This is a genomic window from Flaviflexus massiliensis, from assembly GCF_001375495.1.
GTDB lineage: Bacteria > Actinomycetota > Actinomycetes > Actinomycetales > Actinomycetaceae > Flaviflexus > Flaviflexus massiliensis.
Genome location: NZ_LN831058.1, coordinates 48684 through 69525, shown reverse-complemented (window position 1 = coordinate 69525; position 20842 = coordinate 48684). Strand labels below are relative to the sequence as shown.

At 59.7% G+C, this 20842-nt stretch carries 17 protein-coding genes; 6 read left to right on the top strand and 11 right to left on the bottom strand.

Annotated features, from left to right (window positions below):
- The 10 genes from treS to glgX all read right to left on the bottom strand — a co-directional run bounded on the left by treS (position 1) and on the right by glgX (position 12284).
- Positions 1 to 1824, bottom strand: a complete 1824-nt coding sequence (gene treS / locus BN1241_RS04225) for a maltose alpha-D-glucosyltransferase (RefSeq protein ID WP_082418207.1) — start codon at positions 1822 to 1824, stop codon at positions 1 to 3.
- Positions 1821 to 3836: an alpha-1,4-glucan--maltose-1-phosphate maltosyltransferase gene (locus tag BN1241_RS04220; protein WP_230198324.1), complete on the bottom strand. Its 2016-nt coding sequence runs from the start codon at positions 3834 to 3836 to the stop codon at positions 1821 to 1823. Before BN1241_RS04220 ends, treS begins: the two co-directional genes overlap by 4 nt.
- Before the next feature lie 422 nt (positions 3837 to 4258).
- Positions 4259 to 4831 carry a hypothetical protein gene (locus BN1241_RS04215; RefSeq protein WP_054952466.1) on the bottom strand — a complete coding sequence of 191 codons (573 nt, stop codon included), beginning with the start codon at positions 4829 to 4831 and terminating at the stop codon, positions 4259 to 4261.
- A 417-nt stretch (positions 4832 to 5248) separates the two neighbouring features.
- The gene (locus BN1241_RS04210; protein WP_147599264.1) at positions 5249 to 5992 is read right to left on the bottom strand and encodes a hypothetical protein; all 744 of its coding nucleotides are present in this window, start codon (positions 5990 to 5992) and stop codon (positions 5249 to 5251) included.
- 199 nt (positions 5993 to 6191) lie between these two features.
- Positions 6192 to 6710: a hypothetical protein gene (locus BN1241_RS04205; protein WP_054952464.1), complete on the bottom strand. Its 519-nt coding sequence runs from the start codon at positions 6708 to 6710 to the stop codon at positions 6192 to 6194.
- A gap of 273 nt (positions 6711 to 6983) precedes the next feature.
- On the bottom strand, positions 6984 to 7328 hold the full coding sequence (locus BN1241_RS04200; protein ID WP_054952463.1) for a hypothetical protein: 345 nt from the start codon (positions 7326 to 7328) through the stop codon (positions 6984 to 6986).
- Positions 7329 to 7478: 150 nt separating this feature from the next.
- Entirely contained in the window at positions 7479 to 7826 is a 348-nt protein-coding gene (locus BN1241_RS04195; protein ID WP_054952462.1) for a hypothetical protein, read from the bottom strand.
- A gap of 198 nt (positions 7827 to 8024) precedes the next feature.
- Positions 8025 to 8378 (bottom strand): hypothetical protein, encoded by a 354-nt coding sequence (locus tag BN1241_RS04190; protein WP_054952461.1) that lies wholly within the window; start codon positions 8376 to 8378, stop codon positions 8025 to 8027.
- 514 nt (positions 8379 to 8892) lie between these two features.
- Entirely contained in the window at positions 8893 to 10002 is a 1110-nt protein-coding gene (trpS, locus tag BN1241_RS04185) for a tryptophan--tRNA ligase (RefSeq protein ID WP_054952460.1), read from the bottom strand.
- A 68-nt stretch (positions 10003 to 10070) separates the two neighbouring features.
- Entirely contained in the window at positions 10071 to 12284 is a 2214-nt protein-coding gene (gene glgX, locus BN1241_RS04180; RefSeq protein WP_230198262.1) for a glycogen debranching protein GlgX, read from the bottom strand.
- 120 nt (positions 12285 to 12404) lie between these two features.
- Here glgX and BN1241_RS04175 point away from each other — a divergent pair, with 120 nt between their 5' ends.
- The 6 genes from BN1241_RS04175 to BN1241_RS04150 all read left to right on the top strand — a co-directional run bounded on the left by BN1241_RS04175 (position 12405) and on the right by BN1241_RS04150 (position 19738).
- Positions 12405 to 13181, top strand: coding sequence for an electron transfer flavoprotein subunit beta/FixA family protein (locus BN1241_RS04175; protein WP_054952459.1), 777 nt, complete (start codon positions 12405 to 12407; stop codon positions 13179 to 13181).
- Positions 13178 to 14149 (top strand): electron transfer flavoprotein subunit alpha/FixB family protein, encoded by a 972-nt coding sequence (locus BN1241_RS04170; protein ID WP_077138277.1) that lies wholly within the window; start codon positions 13178 to 13180, stop codon positions 14147 to 14149. Before BN1241_RS04175 ends, BN1241_RS04170 begins: the two co-directional genes overlap by 4 nt.
- On the top strand, positions 14150 to 15262 hold the full coding sequence (locus BN1241_RS04165) for a cysteine desulfurase family protein (protein WP_054952458.1): 1113 nt from the start codon (positions 14150 to 14152) through the stop codon (positions 15260 to 15262). It begins immediately after the preceding gene.
- On the top strand, positions 15259 to 16350 hold the full coding sequence (mnmA, locus tag BN1241_RS04160; protein ID WP_054952457.1) for a tRNA 2-thiouridine(34) synthase MnmA: 1092 nt from the start codon (positions 15259 to 15261) through the stop codon (positions 16348 to 16350). The genes BN1241_RS04165 and mnmA overlap by 4 nt, the downstream gene beginning before the upstream one ends.
- 178 nt (positions 16351 to 16528) lie before the next feature.
- The gene (gene nudC, locus BN1241_RS04155; RefSeq protein ID WP_054952456.1) at positions 16529 to 17461 is read left to right on the top strand and encodes an NAD(+) diphosphatase; all 933 of its coding nucleotides are present in this window, start codon (positions 16529 to 16531) and stop codon (positions 17459 to 17461) included.
- 282 nt (positions 17462 to 17743) lie between these two features.
- The gene (locus tag BN1241_RS04150; RefSeq protein ID WP_054952455.1) at positions 17744 to 19738 is read left to right on the top strand and encodes an ATP-dependent DNA helicase UvrD2; all 1995 of its coding nucleotides are present in this window, start codon (positions 17744 to 17746) and stop codon (positions 19736 to 19738) included.
- A 68-nt stretch (positions 19739 to 19806) separates the two neighbouring features.
- Here the strand turns inward: BN1241_RS04150 and BN1241_RS04145 are convergent, their stop codons facing one another.
- Positions 19807 to 20751, bottom strand: a complete 945-nt coding sequence (locus BN1241_RS04145) for a hypothetical protein (RefSeq protein ID WP_054952454.1) — start codon at positions 20749 to 20751, stop codon at positions 19807 to 19809.
- Positions 20752 to 20842: the final 91 nt, after the last annotated feature.

Here is a 20842-nt window from a genome sequence, read left to right as displayed (position 1 = left end):
TCAGTCCTTTTCTGTTTCGGGCTGGATGGGGGAGGGGACGACAGCTGCCTCGTAGCGGTCGTGCTGCGGCTCCACCTTCGCCGGCATCCCATCCACCGGTGCGGGCTCAACGAGCTCGGGGGAGGAGATGGAGAGCCAGAAGAAGTCCCTCGAGCCAAGCGTGGAGAGGTAGGTGCCATCATCCTCAATGCCGGGGAAACCAGCACCACCAAACACGTCCGTGACCCGCCAGTTCGCGTACTTCTCCGGGAGAGTGATCGTGGTGGCACGGGGCGTGTTCGCCATGTTCATGATGCAGAGGATGGCATCGGATTCGTCGTAGCGAAGAAACGCGAGAACAGCCTCGTTGTTGGTTGGGAGAATCTCGAACGCACCCGAGCCGAGCACGGGGTACTGTTTGCGGATCTCCAGCATGCCCCGCGTCCAGTGCAGGAGTGAGGAGGGCTGGGCGAGCTGCGATTCGACGTTGACCGACTGGTAGTGGTGAACGAGCGACTGAATGGGAGGCAGATAGAGCTTGCCCGGGTCAGCGGACGAGAAGCCCGCATTCCGATCCGGGGTCCACTGCATGGGTGTGCGCACACTGTCGCGGTCCGGCAACCAGATGTTGTCTCCCATCCCGATCTCGTCCCCGTAGTAGAGGCAAGGTGAGCCCGGGAGCGAGAGCAGGAGTGCGTTCGCGAGTTCGATCTCGGGCCGGGAGTTGCGGAGCAGGGGAGCGAGCCGGCGCCGAATACCGACATTTGCTCTCATCCTTGGATCTTCCGCATACCAGCCGTACATTGCGGCACGCTCCTCGGTGGAGACCATCTCGAGGGTCAGCTCATCGTGATTGCGGAGGAACGTGCCCCACTGCCCACCCTTGGGGATCTCGGGCGTGGCCGCCAGGATCTCCTTGATCGAGGTGGCTCGCTGCTCGCGTAGCGAATAGTAGATGCGGGGCATGACGGGGAAATGGAAGCACATGTGGCATTCGGGGGCTTCCTCGGTACCGTAGTACTCCACCACGTCCTCCGGCCACTGATTCGCCTCCGCGATCAGGATGTGGCCCGGGAACTCCTCATCCATCATCGCCCGCAGCCGTGCAATGAAATCATGCGTTTGGGGAAGGTTTTCGCAGTTTGTGCCCTCCTCCTCGAAGAGGTAGGGGATCGCGTCGAGACGGAACCCGTCCACGCCGATCCGGCACCAGTAGCGCAACACATCGAAAACCGCTTCTTGGACGGCGGGGTTTTCGAAGTTCAGGTCGGGCTGGTGGGAGAAGAAGCGGTGCCAGAAGAATTGCCTGCGCACCGGATCAAACGTCCAGTTCGATGATTCGGTGTCGATGAAGATAATGCGAGCATCCTCGTACTTTTCATCGGTATCTGACCACACGTAGAAGTCGCCGTAGGGTCCTTCCGGGTTGGAGCGGGAAGCCTGGAACCACGGGTGTTGGTCGGAGGTGTGGTTGATCACCAGGTCGATAATGATCCTGATCCCGCGTGCGTGCGCTTCGTCCACGAGATAGATGAAGTCGTCTATCGTGCCGTATTCGGACTTGATCGCCGTGTAGTTCGAAATGTCGTATCCGCCGTCTTTCATGGGGGACGGATAGAAGGGTGGGATCCAAATACAGTCGACTCCCAGCCACTGCAGGTAGTCGAGGCGGTTGACGAAGCCGCGGAGATCGCCGATGCCGGAGCCATCCGAGTCCTCCATGGCACGCAACAGCGCCTCATAGAACACTGCTGTCTCATACCATTTCGGGTCATTACTCAGGCCCGGTCGGCCGAGGTCGCCGAAGGGTGAATTATTGGATGCAGAGTTGGAAGTAATGGTCACGAAACCCTCACTGACAGGATGTGTGCCGCTGAGCCGTGCGGATCAAGACGCACGAAGGGACGCTGTCCCCATTCGAATGTCTGACCGGTGAGCTCATCGTCAACAATGATGGACCGACCAGCATAGTCGCTCACTCCCAGGGCCGCGAAGTCAAGATCGATCAGAGCGTCGTGGGTGATGAACGGGTCGAGGTTGAGGACAACGATGACGGTGTCGTCTACGCCCTCCACGTCTCTCGTCTTCTTGGAGAAGCACAGGATCTTGTCCGACGAGGTCTTGTGGATCGTGACGTTGCGGAGCCGCTGGAGGGCGGGATGGGCAGCCCTGATCTCGTTGAGCTTGGTGAGGAGCGGGGTGATTCCCGTTGACTCGCCAAGAGAATAGTCGCGTGACTTGAACTGATACTTCTCGTTGTCGATCTGCTCTTCCGCCCCGGGGCGAGCAATGTTTTCCGCCAACTCGTAGCCCGAGTAGATGCCCCACGTGGGAGCGCCGGTCGCGGCAAGGATCGCGCGGATCGCGAAGGCGGGTACTCCGCCGCGCTGCATGTAGGGGGTGAGAATATCGTGCGTTGTCGGCCAGAAAGCGGGACGCACCAAATGGTCGGTCTCGTAGGCGAGCTCCATCAAATACTCTTCGATCTCGGTCTTCTCGTTCCGCCACGCGAAGTAGTTGTAGGACTGGTGGAATCCGATAGCGCCCAGCGTCTGGAGCATGGGCGGCTTTGTAAAGGCCTCCGACAGGAAGATGACATCCGGGTACTTCTCGCGGAACTCTGCCAGAATCCGCTGCCAGAAGACGAGCGGCTTCGTGTGCGGATTGTCGATGCGGAAGAATGTGACTCCGTGGTCTGCCCACAGGAAGAGCATGTCCCGGATCGCCACGTAGATCCCTTCGGGATCGTTATCGAAATTCAGAGGATAAATATCCTGGTATTTCTTGGGCGGGTTCTCGGCATAGGCAATCGATCCATCGGCACGGGTCGTGAACCACTCTGGGTGATCCTTCACCCACGGGTGGTCCGGGGATGCCTGGAGGGCAATGTCGAGCGCCACCTCCAAATCAAGTTCCCGAGCGCGCTTGACGAAGTTATCGAAATCATCGAAGGTGCCGAGTTCGGGATGAATCGCGTCGTGACCGCCCTCGGCGGCACCAATACCGTACGGAGAGCCGGGATCCCCGGGTTCCGCAGTCAACGTATTATTCCGGCCCTTACGGTTCGTGGTGCCGATCGGGTGGATGGGAGTCAGGTATGCGACTGTGAAGCCCATCGACTTGATGCGATCCAGCTCGGCGGTCGCGGTCTTGAGTGTTCCGGATACCCAGCTACCATCAGCGTTCTGGAACGCCCCGGTGGAACGGGGGAAAAACTCGTACCACGAGCCATAGAGCGCTTCCGTGCGGTCGACCCGGACCGGGTACTGCGCGGAGTAAGTGAGCATTTCACGCAGCGGGTACGTCTCGAGGGCCTCGTGAACGGACGATGAAATCCCGTGTGCGAGCAGTTCGGTGGGGGAGCCACCAGCCTTCATAGCACCAATAGCATCGGAGATGACCTCCGCCTCGGGGGACCCCTTCGGCATGTTGGCCAGGGCCTTCTCCAGGACGATGACACCCTCATCGATCATCAGCTGAGCATCAACATCGGCCTCGATCTTCAGTGTCGCATCGTGTTCCCATGTGCGGTAGGGATCGGACCAAGATTCGATATGGAACGACCAGTCACCCGCCACGTCCGGCACCAACCAACCCTCGTAGCGGTCCAGGCCCGGGCGAATATCAACCATGCGCACACGCTGAGCTTCCGAACCATCGGGACGGTTGAGGACCGCCTCCGCACTCCACGCATCGTGACCTTCACGGAAAACGGTGGCACGGACCGGGAAAGCCTCACCAACGGTGCCCTTCGCGGCCCATCTGCCGTCCTCAATGACAGGGGAGACATCGATAATGGGGATGCGACCGACAGGAGCAAAGGCCGCAGGTTGGGGACGTACCGGTGTTGCTGGCACGCCCTGACTTACTGAACGACGATCCTGGGCTACAGGCTTCCGGACAGACCGGGAATTGCTTGAAGTACTCACGCCCCAACCCTATCGAAAGACTGTGACATAGGTAGCTAAATAAGAGTCGATTGCGCCATGCATGAAATAGCTTTCAGTGCGCATTGTGACGGTGAGGGACCGGATTGGGTAAAGAGGATAGATCAGCTGGGGACCCCAAGGAGTTTTAGTCCCCAGCAGGTCCGACCAAAACGAAGAAGAGCTCGCTCAAGTCATGAGTGGAGAGAACTGAACAGTGAATTAGAAAGTGAAACGGATAGAGGCGGACAAAGGAAGGAGCGGGAAGCAACGACGATAGTTGCTTCCCGCTCCTTCTCAGTCAGTGCGTAATGCGGTGATTCCGCGACGCGACTGCCCGTTGGCTTTGCTATTTACAGGCCGAGTTCACCCTGGCAGCTGGTGACAGCCTCATTGAATGCGGCCTGGTCATCAGGGAGCATCTGATCCTGCTGGTTAGCGATCGAGTTGAGGGTTTCGGCGGAAACGTCATCGTAGACATCGTCAACGATGCAGGTGTAGTAGCTGTCGAGCTGCTCGGCGGAGATGCCGGCAGCTTCCATCGACTCGACGCTGACGCCGTAATCTTCCAGGATCACAGCAAGGCCATCAACGACCTCGTCGGGGGACGGCTTGTCACCCGAGGCGCTGAGGTCACCATCGGTGCCGTCGTCAGTGGTATCGGTGTCCGTGTCGGTACCGTCGTCCGTGCCGAGGCCGTCTGCACCGTTGTCTGCATCCTCATCAGCATCGACCGAATCGGTCTCGTCGGTGCCGTCTTCGGTGTCCGTGTCCGTGTCAATCTCGGTATCCGTGTTTTCGGTTTCCTCGACGGTGGTCTTGTCATTGGTATCTTCTGAGTCGTCCCCGCATGCTGCCAGGCCGAAAGGAAGCGCAAGCGCAAGGCCAGCTGCGTAAATGGAACGCTTACCAAGTTTCGTCTTCATGATTACTCCAACAGTTGATGAAGATTTATTTACGGGTTCGACAGTATGGACATTCCCGGTGGCCTGTCACGCTTTGGCTAGGAAAGCGGTTCCCATGAAAACCCAATCCCCAAATCCTGGATACCGGTGTTTTCCTAGTCTGATAGGAAAAGATCCAATCAAGCTACGACTCCCCAAAGCGCTGAGTAGTTGAGTTTTATTCATGCGTATTCATGAAATATGCGTTGATTTAGGGCCTGAATTATTGGCCGGAAGCGATAGTGAGGGGCCGTCAGTGGTCCAGATTGATTGTCAAGATCGCGGTGTCTGAGGACGTGAAATTGGCTCGGAACACAACAGGTGATGTTGCATCCCGCCTCGTGATGTTGGAGCTTTGGGCTCGCAAGGAGTTTGATGAGGAGCTGTGCTCAGTTCTGTTTAGCCGAGCTCACCTTGGCAGGTGGTGACAGCTTCGTTAAAGGGTGCCTGGTCCTCGGTGTGCATCTGGTCCTGCCCGTTGGCGAAGGCGGTGAGCGCCTCGATGGAGATGACGTCGTAGATCTCGTCGACGATGCAGGTGTAGTAGCTGTTGAGCTGTTCGCTGGTAATACCGTTGGCTTCCAAATACTCCGGGGTCACACCGTCCTCTTCAAGGATCCTTGCAATTCCATCGACAACCTCCTGCTTGGAAGGCTTTGCCGCATCGCTTTGCTGAGTGTCGTCCTCGAGGCCGAGTTCGCCCACGCAATTGTCGGCAGCCGCGTCAAATAGTGCCTGTTCATCGTCGGGCATCTCATCTTTCCCGTTTGCGATGTTCTCGAGTGTCTCTGTAGAGACATCGTCGTAGAAGCCATCAACGGTGCACACGTAGTAGTTGTGGAGTTGCTCGGCGGAGCCGCCGCTGGCTTCCATATACTCGTCGGTGAGCCCGTGCTCTGCCAGCATCTGCGCTATTCCATCGACAACTTCGTCCTTCGTGGGTTTATCGGTTGAGGTGCTGTTGTCCCCGCTGCTCGGTGCGTCTACGGATTCGGTGGGATCGTCCTCTTCACCCTCGATGATCTCGCTAGACGTCTCGCTACTGGTGTTGGCAGAGTTGTCTCCGCATGCTGTCAACCCAAGTGGCAGGACAACGGTCAGAGCCACTGCGTACAAGGAACGCAAACCTAGTTTTGTCTTCATGAGCTTCCCCAATGTTCCCTGACCTGTAAGGAGGCTCCACCTGATAAACATCAGGATGGGCGATCAGGCTCCTCAGATCACATTTTCTCGATCATACGGAGTGGGGTGCCAGATTGCTGACTATCCGTGTGCAAAAAGAAGGGGAGCTGGATCCTTGCTGATTGTTCGAGGCTGGGGACGGTCAAACGGGCGAGGAGAGCTACCGGGTTGAGATGCTGTTTCCGCACTCGATCGTTGCCGTATTGAGAATGGAGGAGTCCTCTTCGGACAGCTCCGCATCAATATTTGATTCCGCGAGCGCCACCAGTGCCTCGGTGGAGACGGAGTCGTATACGGAGTCGGTCGCGCACGTGTAGAACTCTTCCATGAGTTCTGTTGCACCTGACTCTTCAAGATCTTCTTCGGTGACAGCCAGCTCCTCCATCATCATCACCCGCAGGCCGTCAGCCACCTCTTGCTTGCTGGGACCATCCGCAGGGTCGACCGGTTCCTCGGCATCCTCTGTTGGCTCTGGGAGCTCGGGTTCTTCAGCGTTTGACGAGTCGTCGGGACCGGGTTGGGGTACGTCGTTGATTCCGGGGCTGAGATCGTCCTCGGTCGGGTCCACCGAGAGTTCGGAGGAAGTCTCGGATGAGGCCTCCTCATTGTCAGAGGAGCAAGCCGCGAGAGCTAGGGGGATGGTGAGCAGCAGGAAAGCTGTTCGAAAAGGCCGCTTCATTTACTCTTCCTCAGGTTCTGGACGCCATTGAAAGCTTACCGTCCATAGCCCCGATGTTCGACAGGTGTGAACGATTGGTAGGTAGACTTCACTGGGTTGTTAGGAATGTCAGTGTCTTGTCTCGAGGGGTTGGCATGGTGGTTAGGGATCGGTGTTCTGCAATGTCCTCGACCGCTTCACCCGCGCGGCACAGTGTGAATCGACTATAAGAATTAGTGAGTGGCGCAAACGATGATGCCAGCGGCCACCCACCCATCGGAATACTCCTAGGTCCTAGACTCCGAGTTCGGAAGCGCAGGTCTGGATGGCGCTGTCGATCTTGTCGCTGTCGTCCTTCGACACGGGGGACTCGTAGTCTCCGTCAACCAGGTACTGGAGGGACTCGGCCGAGACGTCATCGTAGATCGAGTTAACGATGCAGTTGCGGTAGCCGTTGAACTGCTCCTCGCTGAGTCCCGTTGCTTCCAGTGTTTCGGGACTCATGCCCGAGGCCGCTAGGAGGTCATCCATGGCCGCGCTGACTTCATCCTTACTGGGCTTTGCCGCTTCTTCCCCGCAGGCTGCGAGAGTAAAGGGCAGTGCCACGGCAAGTCCGAGAGCTGTCAGGGTTCGCTTCATCGTGTTGGTACACAAGTATTTCTCCTCAGATTGTGCGTTTATCTCCATCGAGTTTCATTTTTCTTCTTAATCGATGGTCGATTGGGGCTTGGTGGTAGATATGGGTCTGCGCGGGCAGTGAGTGCCCGCGCAGACCGCCGTTTTACCGAATTAGAGGCCGAGTTCGCTCTGGCAGTTGGTGACTGCGGTGTTGAAAGCGGACTGGTCTTCGGCGAGCATCTTGTCTTCGCCGTCGGCAATGGCGTTGAGGGTGTCATCGGAAACATCGTCGTAGACGTCGTCGACAATGCAGGCATAGTAGCCGTCGAGCTGCTCTCCGGAGATGCCGGCGGCTTCCATGGTCTCAGCGCTGACGCCGTAGTCTTCGAGGATGGTGGCCATGCCGTCCTTCACGTCTTCCTTGGAGGGCTTACCGCCACCGCAGGCGGTGAGTCCGAAGGGAAGTGCTAGGGCGAGGCCAGCAACAACAATGGATCGCTTCAGTGAATTGGTGCGCATATCTGTCTCCTTTTGTGCCGTCACGGCACTGCTTGTGTGAGAGTTTATTGGACCGGACGATTCCGTCAGCCATCGGGACTGGGGAACCGGATGCTTGTCATCACTGCAAGAAACAACAATCGGTTTCGGTCGCAAAGCTTGATTGAGTTATAAATTCAGGGGATTCGGACGGGCTGAAACAGCTGTCAGAATTCCTTGTTAGAAGCCGAGGTTGCTGATGCAGGCCTGGGCGGCCTCGTTGAACTTCGGGCTATCCTCGGCCGACATCGGAGCCGAAGCGTCACCGTCGGCCAGAGCCTTCAGGGTGTCGTCCGAAACGTTGTCGTACAGGTCTTCGACAACGCAGTTGTAGTAGTCGTCGAGTGCATCCTGAGAGATGCCGGCGGCTTCCATGCTTTCAGCATCAAAACCAGACTCGTTGAGCATGCTGACCATGCCCTCCTTGACGTCTTCCTTCGACGGCTTGCCACCACCACAGGCAGTGAGGCCAAACGGGAGTGCCAGGGCAAGGCCCGCCACAACCAATGATCGCTTCATTGAATGTGTGCGCATGTCATTCTCCTTGAGTTGGGGCTAGACCAAATGTCTTAACGAGTTTGAGAATACATGCCGAAACAGGTTCCCTGAACTCGTTTTGAGTCCTTTTTCTCCGGGAACCAGGGACGAAGGGCCCGGAACTCCCCATTGTTTACCTCACAAAAGCGGGGACCGTCCAACCGCTTTTCCTGTGAAAAGCCTGGTAGTGCGTGGATTTCCCCACCCGAAGCAATCGTTGATATTTCAACGAAATGGTGGGAGTGTGGGCCGAGTTGGACAGATGGGGAGTGTGCCCCAATTGGCATTGCGAAATGCTGATCGGCGTGCCGCACGGTATGTAAACACTGTTGAGAAAGTGTTTTTGAGCGTCTGTTCCTTACGTGAATGAGGAAAGGGTTGGATAAGAAAAGGGCTCGAATATGGAAGGACTGGTGCCCTGTCAGGGCACCAGCCTTGAGGGAAGCACAGACTATTCAGTCTGTATTGCTGTCACTACTTCCCTCGCAATGTTCTTAGTGTTGCTGCTTTCTTAGAAGTACTGCATCTGCAGTGCCTCGTGCACCTCGCGTGCGGTTTCGCGGGCCTGCTCATTGGCCTTCTCAATGCCGGTGCGGAGAACGTCGCGAACAAAGTCCTGGTTCGCTTCAATTTCAGCGCGGCGCTCGCGGATCGGTGCCAGCATCTCGTTAATAGCCTCGGTGGCCACCTTCTTCAGGGTGCCTGCGCCGCCGTCACCGATCTCGCCCGCAATCTCGTGCGGATCCCGGCCGGTTGATAGTGCGGTGAGCTGAACGAGGTTGGCAACCTCGGGGCGATTGACCGGATCGTAAGTGATCGTGCGCTCAGAGTCGGTGACGGCCTTCTTCAGGCGAGCTGCCGTCTCATCCGCGGTCATTGCCAGCTCGATCGTGTTGTGGCGGGACTTGGACATCTTCTGACCATCGAGGCCCAGCACCGAGGGAGCCTCGGACAGGAGTGCTTGGGGGCGGGGGAAGATCGGGTGTTTTTGTCCCTTGGGGCGGCCATAGCGTTTGTTGAAACGCTGGGCGATGACACGGGCCTGTTCGAGGTGGGGGAGTTGGTCCTTGCCGACGGGTACGACGTTGGCCTTACAGAAGAGGATGTCGGCCGCCTGGTGCACCGGGTAGGTGAGGAGGAGTCCGGACATGGGCCGGTTGCCAGACGCATCGAGTTCGGCCTTGACCGTGGGGTTCCGGCGCAGCTCGGAATCGGTGACGATCGAGAGGAAGGGGATGACGAGTTCGTTCAGTTCCGGGATCTGCGAGTGCGGGAAGATCACGGCCTTCTCGGGGTCGATCCCGACCGACAGGTAGTCGGTTACCAGTCCGTAAACCCGGTCACGGATTTCGCCAACCGCGTCACGGTCGGTGATGACCTGGTAGTCGGCAACAACGAGCCACGTTTCCACTCCGGCTTTCTGGAGTTCTACGCGGTTCTTGAGGGAACCGAAGTAGTGGCCGAGGTGGAGTTTGCCGGTGGGGCGGTCGCCGGTCAGCATCCTGAAGGGGGAGGCGTCTTCCTGAATCTTCTGGAGCAGCTCCTCGCTGACCTTTTCCGAGTGGCGAAGCGAGTCCTCACCGATTGTGGTTTCGAGGTCTACTTCCTCGTCATGAGCCATGAATTATCCTTTCCGGAACGTTCCGGTCACATCCTATGTGAAGTGGTGGTTGGGGTGCTGTTTCCAGCTTAGGCGGGGTTCGACAGGTAGAGGCGAATCGACTGCTCTTCCATCTCAATCGTTGAACCGGGGAGCTTGCGTTCACGGAACCCGTTCGGGCGGGCCACGGTCGAGTCCCAGGCAAGATCAAAGGGCCTGCCTCGACCAATTGGGAACGTGAACTCTCGGGGTTCGTTCAGGCCGTTGATGATGATGAGGGCATCCACATCCGTGCCACCTCCGGACCGCAACATCTGGAAGGAGCGCGAGGATGGTTCGAACCATTTCCATGCGGGCATTTCCTCCCCGTCCCTCGCCAGCCACGTGACGTCGGGCAGCGGGTCCCCGTTCCGGGGCGTTCCCGTGTAGAAGCCCGTGGGTCGGAAGACCGTGTGCTCGCGGCGGAGCCGAATCAGGTAGGACACGGTTTCCTGGAAGTCTTCCTGCCAGGGTTGGAGGCGCCAATCCACCCACGACAGGGTGTTGTCCTGGCAGTAGGGGTTGTTGTTGCCGAACTGGGTGCGCCCGATCTCGTCACCGGCGGTGATCATCGGGGTGCCCGAGGACAGGAGGAGGGTGGCGATGAGGTTCCTCATCGACTTCTGACGTGCCGCCAGAAGGGCCGCATCCGGCCCTTCATTCCCGTGATTCCACGACCTGTTGTCATCGGTCCCATCACGATTGTCTTCCAGGTTCGCTTCGTTGTGCTTGTAGTTGTAGGTCACGAGATCGCCCAGGGTGAAGCCATCGTGAGCGGTCACGAAGTTAATGGAGGCAAACGTGCCGCGCCCACCGGGAACCCGGCCGCGCGAGAATAGATCGGCTGAACCGGACAGGCGGGTGACGAGCTCGCGGGAGTCCGCGGGCCTCTTGCCGTCGGCCATCGCTGCCTGGTCCGATAGCCAGAAGGAGCGGACCGTGTTGCGGTAGCGGTCGTTCCAGTCCGCCATGGGGCTTGGGAACTGTCCCGTGCGCCACCCGTTGTGCCCGAGGTCCCAGGGTTCGGTGATGAGCTTGCGAGACCGGAGAACCGGGTCGGTGGTCATGGCCACGAAGAACGGGTGGTGGGAGTGGAAGTCGCGGCCCTGCCGACCAAGCGTGACCGCCAGGTCAAACCTAAAGCCGTCAATCCCAACTTCTTCCGCCCAGTAGCGGAGCGAATCGAGAGACATTTGGATGACCCGGCGCAGGCGGAAGTCGAGAGAGTTGCCGCAGCCGGTCACGTCATCAAATTCGCCGGGATTGCCGGGCTTTTGCATGTAGAAGTTTGATTCGCCAAATCCCCGCCACGACAGGGTCGGCCCATCGGTGCCACCCTCGCACGTGTGGTTATAGACCACGTCCAAGATCACCTCGATCCCGGCCTCGTGCAGGAGCGACACCATGCCCTTGACCTCCCGGAGGACCGCCGAGGGTCCTTCGGCTTGGGCGGCCTTGGTCGCATAGCTAGGTTCGGGAGCAAAGAATCCGAGAGTGTTGTACCCCCAGTAGTTGGACAGCCCCTTCTCGATCAGGAAGGTTTCCGACAGTTTCGCCTGGATCGGGAGGAGTTCGATGGCGGTGATGCCAAGCCTTTGCAGGTGCGCAATCGTTGCCGGGTGAGCGAGCCCCGCATAGGTTCCCCGAAGGTGAGTGGGCACACCGGGCAGGTTCATCGTCAGCCCGCGCACGTGTGCCTCGTAAATAACTGTCCTGTCCCACGGGGTGTGGAGCGCTTCCACGGTGCCGTAATAGCTGTCGTCAACGATCACCGAGTGGGGGACGTGAGGGGCGGAATCCAACTCGTTGATCTTGCGCGGACCGGGGATGGGATGGAGATTCTCGTCAACCTCGTGAGAAAACACGGCCGGGCCCAGATCGAAATCTCCAGCAACACCCCTTCCGTACGGGTCGAGCAGCAACTTCGCGGGATTGTGTCTCATACCGGCCTCGGGATCCCACCTACCGTGCACCCGGAAACCGTAGTGTTGACCAACCTCAATACCCGGAATAAACCCGGTCCACACCCCGAGCTCAGGACCGTTGAGAGCATAGCGGCGCTCCAGGATCGTTCCTGCTGGCCCGCGGTCGATCGCGCAGAACTCAACCCCCGAAGCGAGCGGGGCGGTAATCGCAACATCGACCCCGTCAGGATGCACGAAAACGCCGAGTTGGCTGGCGTGCGTACGGGAGGGGGCGGTTGGTTCAGGAGCCCGCGCAATATAGCGCTTGGGCTCGATACGGTGATGGGATGTCTGTGTCACCCGCACATTGTCTCACCTTCCACCTCGCATCTGTTCGAAGTCGACCGACCAGCACCGACCATGTCCACTCATGGCATATGTCTCTTTGAATACGGGTATTTCGGTGACAATCTAGAAGGTATGAGGATTGTTGTATGCGTAAAACACGTACCCGACGTTCAAGCGGAACGAACCCTGGAATCGGGTTACCTCGTCCGCGGGGACGACGATGTGCTCAATGAACTTGACGAGAACGCCGTCCAAGAGGCCGTGAACCTGGCCGACGGTGACGGTGAAGTCATCGTCATTACCATGGGCCCCGAAGACGCGGTTGATGGACTGCGCCGCGCACTCGCACTCGGTGCCGACAGCGCCATCCACGTCTGCGACGAACGGGCAGCAGGCTCCGATGTCCTCGGAACCGCCCGGGTTCTCAGTGCCACGATCGATCGCCTCCAACAGGACGGTCCGATCGATCTCGTCGTGACGGGCATGGCCGCTCTTGACGGTATGACAGCCACAATCCCCTCCGCACTCGCAGCCCACCTCGACCTGCCCGCACTGACGATGGCGAAGAAGGTGGAACTCGACGGACGAACCATTCGCGTGCACCGCACCATGGGTACCTACGACGAGGTGCTGGAAGCGGACCTGCCCGCGATCCTTTCTGTCACTGACCAGGCCAACGAAATCATGTACCCGAACTTCCGTGCGATCATGGCCGCGAAGAAAAAGCCCATCACGGAACTCAACCTCGACGACCTCGGCCTTGCCGGTGAACAGGTGGGTACGGCAGGTGCCGCCACGAAGGTCAACGCAGCAGAGCAACGGCCGCCCAGGGAAGCTGGGGAAATTGTGCAGGATGCTGGAGATGCTGGAACCCAGCTCGCGAACTACATTCTTGGAGTCATGAAGTGAAGGTAGAAACAGTACTCGTCCTCTCCCGCCACGACGGCCACGAGCTCTCCGAATCCTCGCGAGAGATGCTGACCGCCGCACGCAACGTAGCAGACCGGGTTGTGTCCGCAACGTTTGGGGAACCTCCCGTCGCTGAACTCGCCCGCTACGGAGCTGACGAAATCCTTGCCGTCGATCCCGCCACGGTGGAAGCCGCAGGTGCTGACCCCAACCATCCGGCCGTGTGGTCGGCGCTCGCGGTCGCGGCAGCAAAGCAGGTGAATCCGCGCGCTGTCTTCCTCGCCTCCTCGTACTTGGGTAAGGAAATCGCCGCGCAAACAGCGGTCACCCTTGACTCGGGTGTTATTACGGACGCCGATTCGGTGACGGTCGACAATAACCAGCTCTCGATCACCAAGGCGGTGTTCTCGGGAAGCTGGGCCACCTCGGGTGAAATCATCCGCGGCATCCCCGTCGTCGCACTGCGGCCCACCGCGGTCGAAGCGGTCGCGACCGACCGTACCGAGGCAACGGTCACCCCGCTCACGATTGAGGTGCCCGAACGAGCAGGGCGGACCCGTCTCGTGTCACGAACCGTCCGTGAAAACACGGGACCGAACCTCACTGAGTCCCAGGTCGTGGTCGTTGGTGGGCGCGGACTGGACGGCGATTTTGGTCCCGCACGTGAACTCGCGGAGCTTCTCGGGGGAGCCGTTGGCGCCACCCGCGTGGCGTGCGATGAGGGGTGGATTGATCGGTCGGCCCAGATCGGTCAGACCGGTGAAACCATCGCCCCCAAGCTCTACATCGGCCTCGGCGTATCGGGCGCGGTGCACCACACGAGCGGGATGCTCGCCTCCGAAACAATCGTCGCCATCAGCGACGATGCCGAAGCCCCCATCTTCGAGATCGCAGACTTCGGTGTGGTTGGCGACCTCGACAATGTTCTCCCGCAGGCCATTGCCGAACTCAAGAAGGCCGGCCTGTAGGTGATCTACCTCGACTACGCGGCAACAGCACCCCTGTCCGACGTGGCGAAAGCCGCGTGGCTGGAGGCCACCTCCGTCCAGGGGAACGCCTCCGCCATCCACGGCGCAGGTCGGGCCTCACGGTCGATCCTGGAGGATGCTCGCGAGAAGATCGCGAGCCTGCTCGGCGTTGATGCTGCCGAAGTGATCTTCACTTCCGGGGGCACGGAAGCCGACAATCTGGCAATTGCGGGACCGGCCACGAAGGGGACGGTTCTCTATTCCGCGATCGAACACCCCGCCATCCAGGAAGCAGCCGACATCGCAGCCCGCTCTGGAGGAACCACCCGGGTCATTCCCGTCACCCCGGACGGAGTAGTAGATCTGAACGCCTTGGCTGACCCGCTGGACGAGTCCGTTGCACTGGTTTCGGTCATGGCCGCAAATAACGAGTCCGGAATCATCCAGCCGCTGGCCGAAATCAAGGACCTCGTGGCCGAGAAGGCGCCGCAGGCAAGGCTCCACACGGATGCCGTGCAGGCCATCTCCACCATCACCATCCCGGATGGTTATGCGATCACGATCTCGGGGCACAAGCTCGGAGCCCCCGTCGGAATCGGGGCACTCATCGCCGCCCGCGACTACCCGCTCATCGCCCTCGAGGGCGGAGGCGGGCAGGAACGCAAGGTCCGCTCCGGGACGATCAACGTGGCCGGTGCCGTGGCGCTCGCGGCAGCCCTCGAGGACGCTCTTGCCAAGAAAGAGGAGAAGGCGCGGGTGCTTGCCAACTTCTCGGCCCAGATCGTTGCCGCCTCCGAGGCCCTTGGCGGATACCGGAGCGGTGGCGACGTGCCACGACTTCCTCACATTACGCACGTGATCTTCCCCGGCACCGACCCCGAGGCACTGCTCCTGGGGCTTGATATGGCGGGGATTTCCTGCTCGACAGGATCCGCCTGCTCCGCTGGCGTCTACCGCCCCTCGACGGTCTTGGAGGCCATGGGGGTAGCCGAAGACACCTATACTGCTCTACGGTTCTCCACGGGAGACAGTACGAACCAAAGCGAGATAGACGCCCTGGTGGCGGCCTTACCCGGGGCTGTCAACATGGCGCGAAAGGCAGCTCGAACATGAGAGTTTTGGCAGCAATGTCCGGAGGCGTCGATTCGGCAGTGGCGGCCGCGCGAGCGGTCGATGCCGGCCACGACGTTGTCGGGGTGCACATGGCGCTGTCCAAATCCCGTGCCGAACACCGCAACGGGAACCGAGGATGCTGTTCCGTTGAGGACGGTTACGATGCGCGACGTGCCGCCGACAAACTCGGCATCCCCTACTACGTGTGGGATCTGTCCGATGACTTTGAAGACACGGTCGTGGCAGACTTCCTGTCCGAATACTCGGCTGGACGCACCCCGAACCCGTGTGTGCGCTGCAATGAGCACGTGAAGTTCGCGGCCCTCCTCGAGCGGGGCCTGGCAATGGGCTTCGATGCCGTGTGCACCGGACACTACGCGGATCTGCGCGATATCGAAGCAGATGGTTCCGTCCGTCACGAGCTTCACCGGGCCGCCAACCACCCGAAGGACCAGTCATACGTCCTTGCCGTCATGGGTAAGCAGGTTCTCGGTAACGTCCTCTTCCCCCTCGGCACGGTCGAAACGAAGGACCAGGTGAGGGTCGAAGCGGCCGCCCGCGGCCTGGGAGTCTCGCTCAAACCGGACTCCTACGACATTTGCTTCATCGCCGATGGTGACACTCGTGGCTTCCTCCGCAGGAGGCTCGGCGAAAACCCGGGACCGATCGTGGACGAAACCGGAGCGGTCGTTGGCGAACACCTCGGTGCATTCGCCTACACGGTGGGGCAGCGCCGCGGCCTCGGCCTCGGCATTCCCGCCAAGGATGGTCAGCCCCGCTTCGTCACGAAGGTCGACATCGAAACGAATACGGTCCGAGTTGGACCGGTCGAACACCTCGATATTCACCGAATCACGGGAAGCGACACCGTGTGGCTTGCCCCGGACATCGACCCTTCCGAGCCCATCCGAGCAGGCGTTCAGGTCCGTGCACACGGCCGTGAAATCCCCGCCACCGTCCAGTCCGTTGACGAGAAGCTCGTCATCGACCTGGATGAGCCCCTGAGGGGACTGGCCGCGGGGCAGTCCGCCGTCATCTACTCCGGCAGCCGCGTGCTTGGTCAGGCCACCGTCGAAGAAACCGAATAGTAAGACCTTTAATGATCCCGGAGTGACGCTTTGTCGCTCCGTGATTTCTCTATCTTCTTTGCCAACTCAACCTGGGAAACGTCCTTGCTAAGTCATCGCTGGGAATTACGGGGAGAATGCCCTGCCATATTCTTAAGCGACAGCTTTGCTTCGAGCCGGTTCGTGACAGAATGAGGACATGAGCACGGCACTCCCCCTGTCCAGAATTGAGCACGATACCGATGCGGTGCGACGTACGGATCCGTCCCTGCTCGATGAAGAATTCACTATCCTTCTCGTACGAGAAGGGCAGATCGCAGCCACCGACACGGGGCTCATCACGGTGATGAAGAATGACGTGCCCGACGAACTCTTGACCTGGGACCACCTGTCCTACCTGGGGAAGACCGAGGATACTCTGTGGGCCGCCCTCCACCTTGTCACCACCAGTTTTGAGCTCGATCCGGAAGGAATACCCTACGGGGACCGCAGGCTCACCGCTCTTCACCGCCACCCGTTCGTGTCGCTACGAAAGATTGGACACCAATTAAGCGGACTCGAATCGGGACTCGCCACAACCGCGACAGCCCTCGGAGCCTGGCGTGATGATCGCAAGCACTGCCAGGCCTGCGGCGGCATCATCGCCGCGCAGGCAGCCGGCTGGGAAGGTGTGTGCAGCGACTGCAAGCTCATTAGCTACCCGCGCACCGACCCGAGCGTGATCATGGCGATCCGCGACCAGCACGACAGGTTGCTTCTGGGCCACGCATCCAACTGGGAACCCACGAGATACTCGTGCCTGGCTGGCTTTGTCGAGGCGGGGGAATCCCTCGAGCACGCGGTGGAGCGGGAATCGATGGAAGAGGCCGGCGTTGTTATCGACCGCGTTGAATACTTCGGTTCGCAGCCATGGCCGTTCCCGCGGAGCCTCATGGCCTCGTTTAGGGCATGGACGTCTACGAGCGACGTCAATGTCGACGGTGAAGAAATCACCCGGGCACGATTTTTCACTCGCGAAGAGTTTAAAGACGAAATCGCAGCCGGCAATCTCACCGTCCCCATGTCCTCGTCGGTTGCTCGTTACCTCATCGAGGACTGGTATGGCGGGCCACTCCCGCTCAGCGAATCCTGAACGAACGATTCAGCAACTACACTGCTTCACGGGCCGTAAGGAAGCGCCTGAACTTCCCGTTCTGGGTTCCGGTTCTTTCCCTGAACCACGCGCTGCCCCTGAGCCACCTCTGGTTGCTAGACAGTCTCGTGTGCGTGCGATGGCTGCGCTCTTGCAGTGCTTGTGGACAACGCGAGTCTGTGAAGTGTGCGTTCCGATATCCACAGCAGGTGTGGGGCACACGGCCGCAGGCTGGGTTCAGTCGTGTCCGGGTGCCATGACAGACTGGTTTGGGAGGAATGAATGGACAAGGAAGAACTGCTGTCGGCCCTGGACCCGGATCAACGCCAGGTGGCTGAAACACTCAAGGGCCCCCTGGTTGTGAGGGCAGGTGCAGGCACGGGCAAGACCCGAGCCATCACCTATCGGATCGCGCACGGCGTGCTCGTTGGCGCCTACCATCCCAGCAATGTCCTTGCCGTCACTTTCACGTCCCGCGCGGCGGGAGAGATGCGGTCGCGCCTGCGAGACCTCGGTGCGCACGGGGTGCAAGCACAAACCTTTCACGCTGCGGCCCTTCGTCAGCTGTCGTACTTTTGGCCGCACGCCGTCGGTGGTCCGATGCCCCAAATCCAAGAATCGAAGATTGGACTCATCTCGCAAGCTGCCGGACAGCTCGGTATTGGTGTTGACCGGGCGAGCGTTCGTGACCTCGCAGCCGAGATCGAATGGTCCAAGGTGACGCTCACCGGCCAGGAGCGCTACGTCGAGAAGGCCAGGAAGACCGGGCGCGACGGCGTGGCCGGGCAGACTCTCGAAACGGTCGGCAGGCTCATTGCCGCCTATGAGGAAGCCAAGTCGGCCAGGGGCGTCATCGACTTCGAGGATATTCTTCTCATCCTCATCGGGATCATGGTTGAGCGGGACGATATTGCTCGCCAGATCCGCCACCAGTACCGTCACTTTGTCGTCGACGAATACCAGGACGTGTCACCCCTTCAGCAGCGACTTCTCGACCACTGGTTGGGGGAGAGGCGGGACCTGTGCGTGGTGGGCGACGTGTCCCAGACGATCTACTCCTTCACCGGGGCTACCCCGAGCTACCTGAGAGACTTCCGGAAGCGCTTCAAGGAAGCAAGCGAAGTTGAGCTGGTGCGGGACTACCGATCCACACCCCAGATTGTTGATGCTGCCAACCGGGTCATCGCACCCGGACGCCTCCAGGGCGCGGTCAAGCTCGTTGCCCAGCGGCCCTCGGGTCCGGCAGTTGACTACCGGGACTACGAGGATGATGATGCGGAGGCTAAGGATATTGCGAAGCGCATCATTGATCTTCAGCGTCGCGGCGTGCTCCTATCAGAGATCGCCATTCTGCTCCGCACGAACTCCCAGTCCCAAGCTTTTGAGACGGCACTGGCTGATGCGGGGATTGGATTCACGATCCGGGGAGGCGAACGCTACTTCTCGCGAAAAGAGATCCGTGAGGCCATGGTCATGATGCGGTCTTTCGCACGGAGCGGGGCCGAACAGTCCATGCCCGAGATCGTCCGCGAAGTTGTGCGCCGGCTCGGCTGGGAAACGAACGCCCCAAAGGTCGCAGGTGCTCAGCGGGAGCGCTGGGAAGCGCTCAACGCCCTTGTCATCCTCGCCGATGACATCCACGAAAGCCGGGGTGCCGACCTGGCGGGATTTGTGGCAGAGCTGGAAGAGCGAGCCTCCCACCAGAATGCCCCGACCGTTGAGGGTGTGACGATTTCGACGATGCACGCGGCGAAGGGCCTAGAATGGGATGCTGTCTTCCTGGCCGGTATGAGCGAGGGACTCATGCCGATCTCGCTCGCAGAAACACCGCAGGCCATCGACGAGGAGCGGCGCCTCCTTTACGTCGGCATCACCCGTGCCCGCGAACACCTGTACGTGAGCTACGCGAGGTCACGCTCCAACAGCGGCCGCGGCAACCGCAAGCGCACCAGGTTCCTTGACGGCATCTGGCCCGAAACCGCCAAGGTTTCCCGAGCTACCCAGACGCGGAGACGAACAAAGGAAGCGGCCCTCGAGTTTGAACTCAACCATCCGAACGATGTTGAGCTTCTGAACAATTTGAAAGCTTGGCGGAAGGTACAGGCAGCCGAAGAACGCAAGCCTGCCTATCTCATCCTTGTTGACACGGTGCTCATGAATATTGCCTCCGCCAAGCCCGCAACCATCCACGAACTCGGCAAGGTGAAGGGGATCGGGATGACGAAGCTCGACAACTACGGCGCCGCAATCCTTCAGGTCATCGATGCCACGAGGTAGGAACTAGAGAAGAGCGAAGTCCCGTCACTTTCATGCATCGCATTTGGATGAATTCGCTTACGGGACGATTACAGGTCGTTGCAGCCGCACTCCTGATGTGGGCTGAGGTTTTCAATGGTTGGCCATGCTGGCGGGGGAGGGATGTGAAGCACGCTCGAATGCAGGCGCGGCAACATGCTCGGATACGCCAGGGTGTGCAGTATTTCCCCCACCACCCAGGAGGCCGCCTGGAAGGCGCTCGCAATATCCGTTTCCACGACCGGGAGACGCTCTCCCTGATTGACAAGTAGCGGCCACTTCTCGTCACGATCCCTACGGGATAGTTCTACGCATTCAATGCAGGGAGAGTCCGTGACGAATGGCCCGACCTGAACATCAGCTTCTGCCACCACAACAGGCAAATACCCCACATCATTAGCCAGCGCCACGCGCGCAATGTGCCGGGGAAAGACCCTGCTCGTCACCGAAACGACGAAGGTGCGTTCGGGTTTCTTGCGTGGCGGGAGGAGGAGTGGCCTCACCACCTGCTCGGTCGGTTGCCCAAAGGCAGCTGTTCCCAGCCATCGCGACTGGGCTTCGGTCACGGGTTTTGAATCCGAAAAATGGATGCTGGCGAACCCGTAATTATTGAGGGCAAGGGCGAGGAGAATCCCGATGACTCCAGTGCCGTGGATTTCAATGCCGGTGCGGGAGGCACGTTCGGGAAAGACGGAACCGGCCCTCGCGAGCGCCAAGAACTCCGTTCTCGCCATGTTCCCCGGCAGGGTGTTCTGTACCGCTAGTCCGGATTCTTCGACCTGGTCCCAAATCTTGGTGGCACGTTCCCGATCAACCTGATGGGAAGAAGCCCAATGGGAGACGTCTTCGGGAGTGCACGGGTTCCGCAAAAGGTTAAAGAGGGAGATCTCGCGCGGATAGAGACCATCAAAGATAGCACTGCGCTCAGGATGTAAACCCACCTGAACACTGTCATGATCGCGCCAATACACACCAAGACCATCCGGAAGATACATGCGGACAGCCTAGCCGGATAAGCTGATCCCCCTGCCCGAGTTTCCACAGGCAGGGGGATCAGCTTGGTTTGTGTACCGAGATTGATTGAAG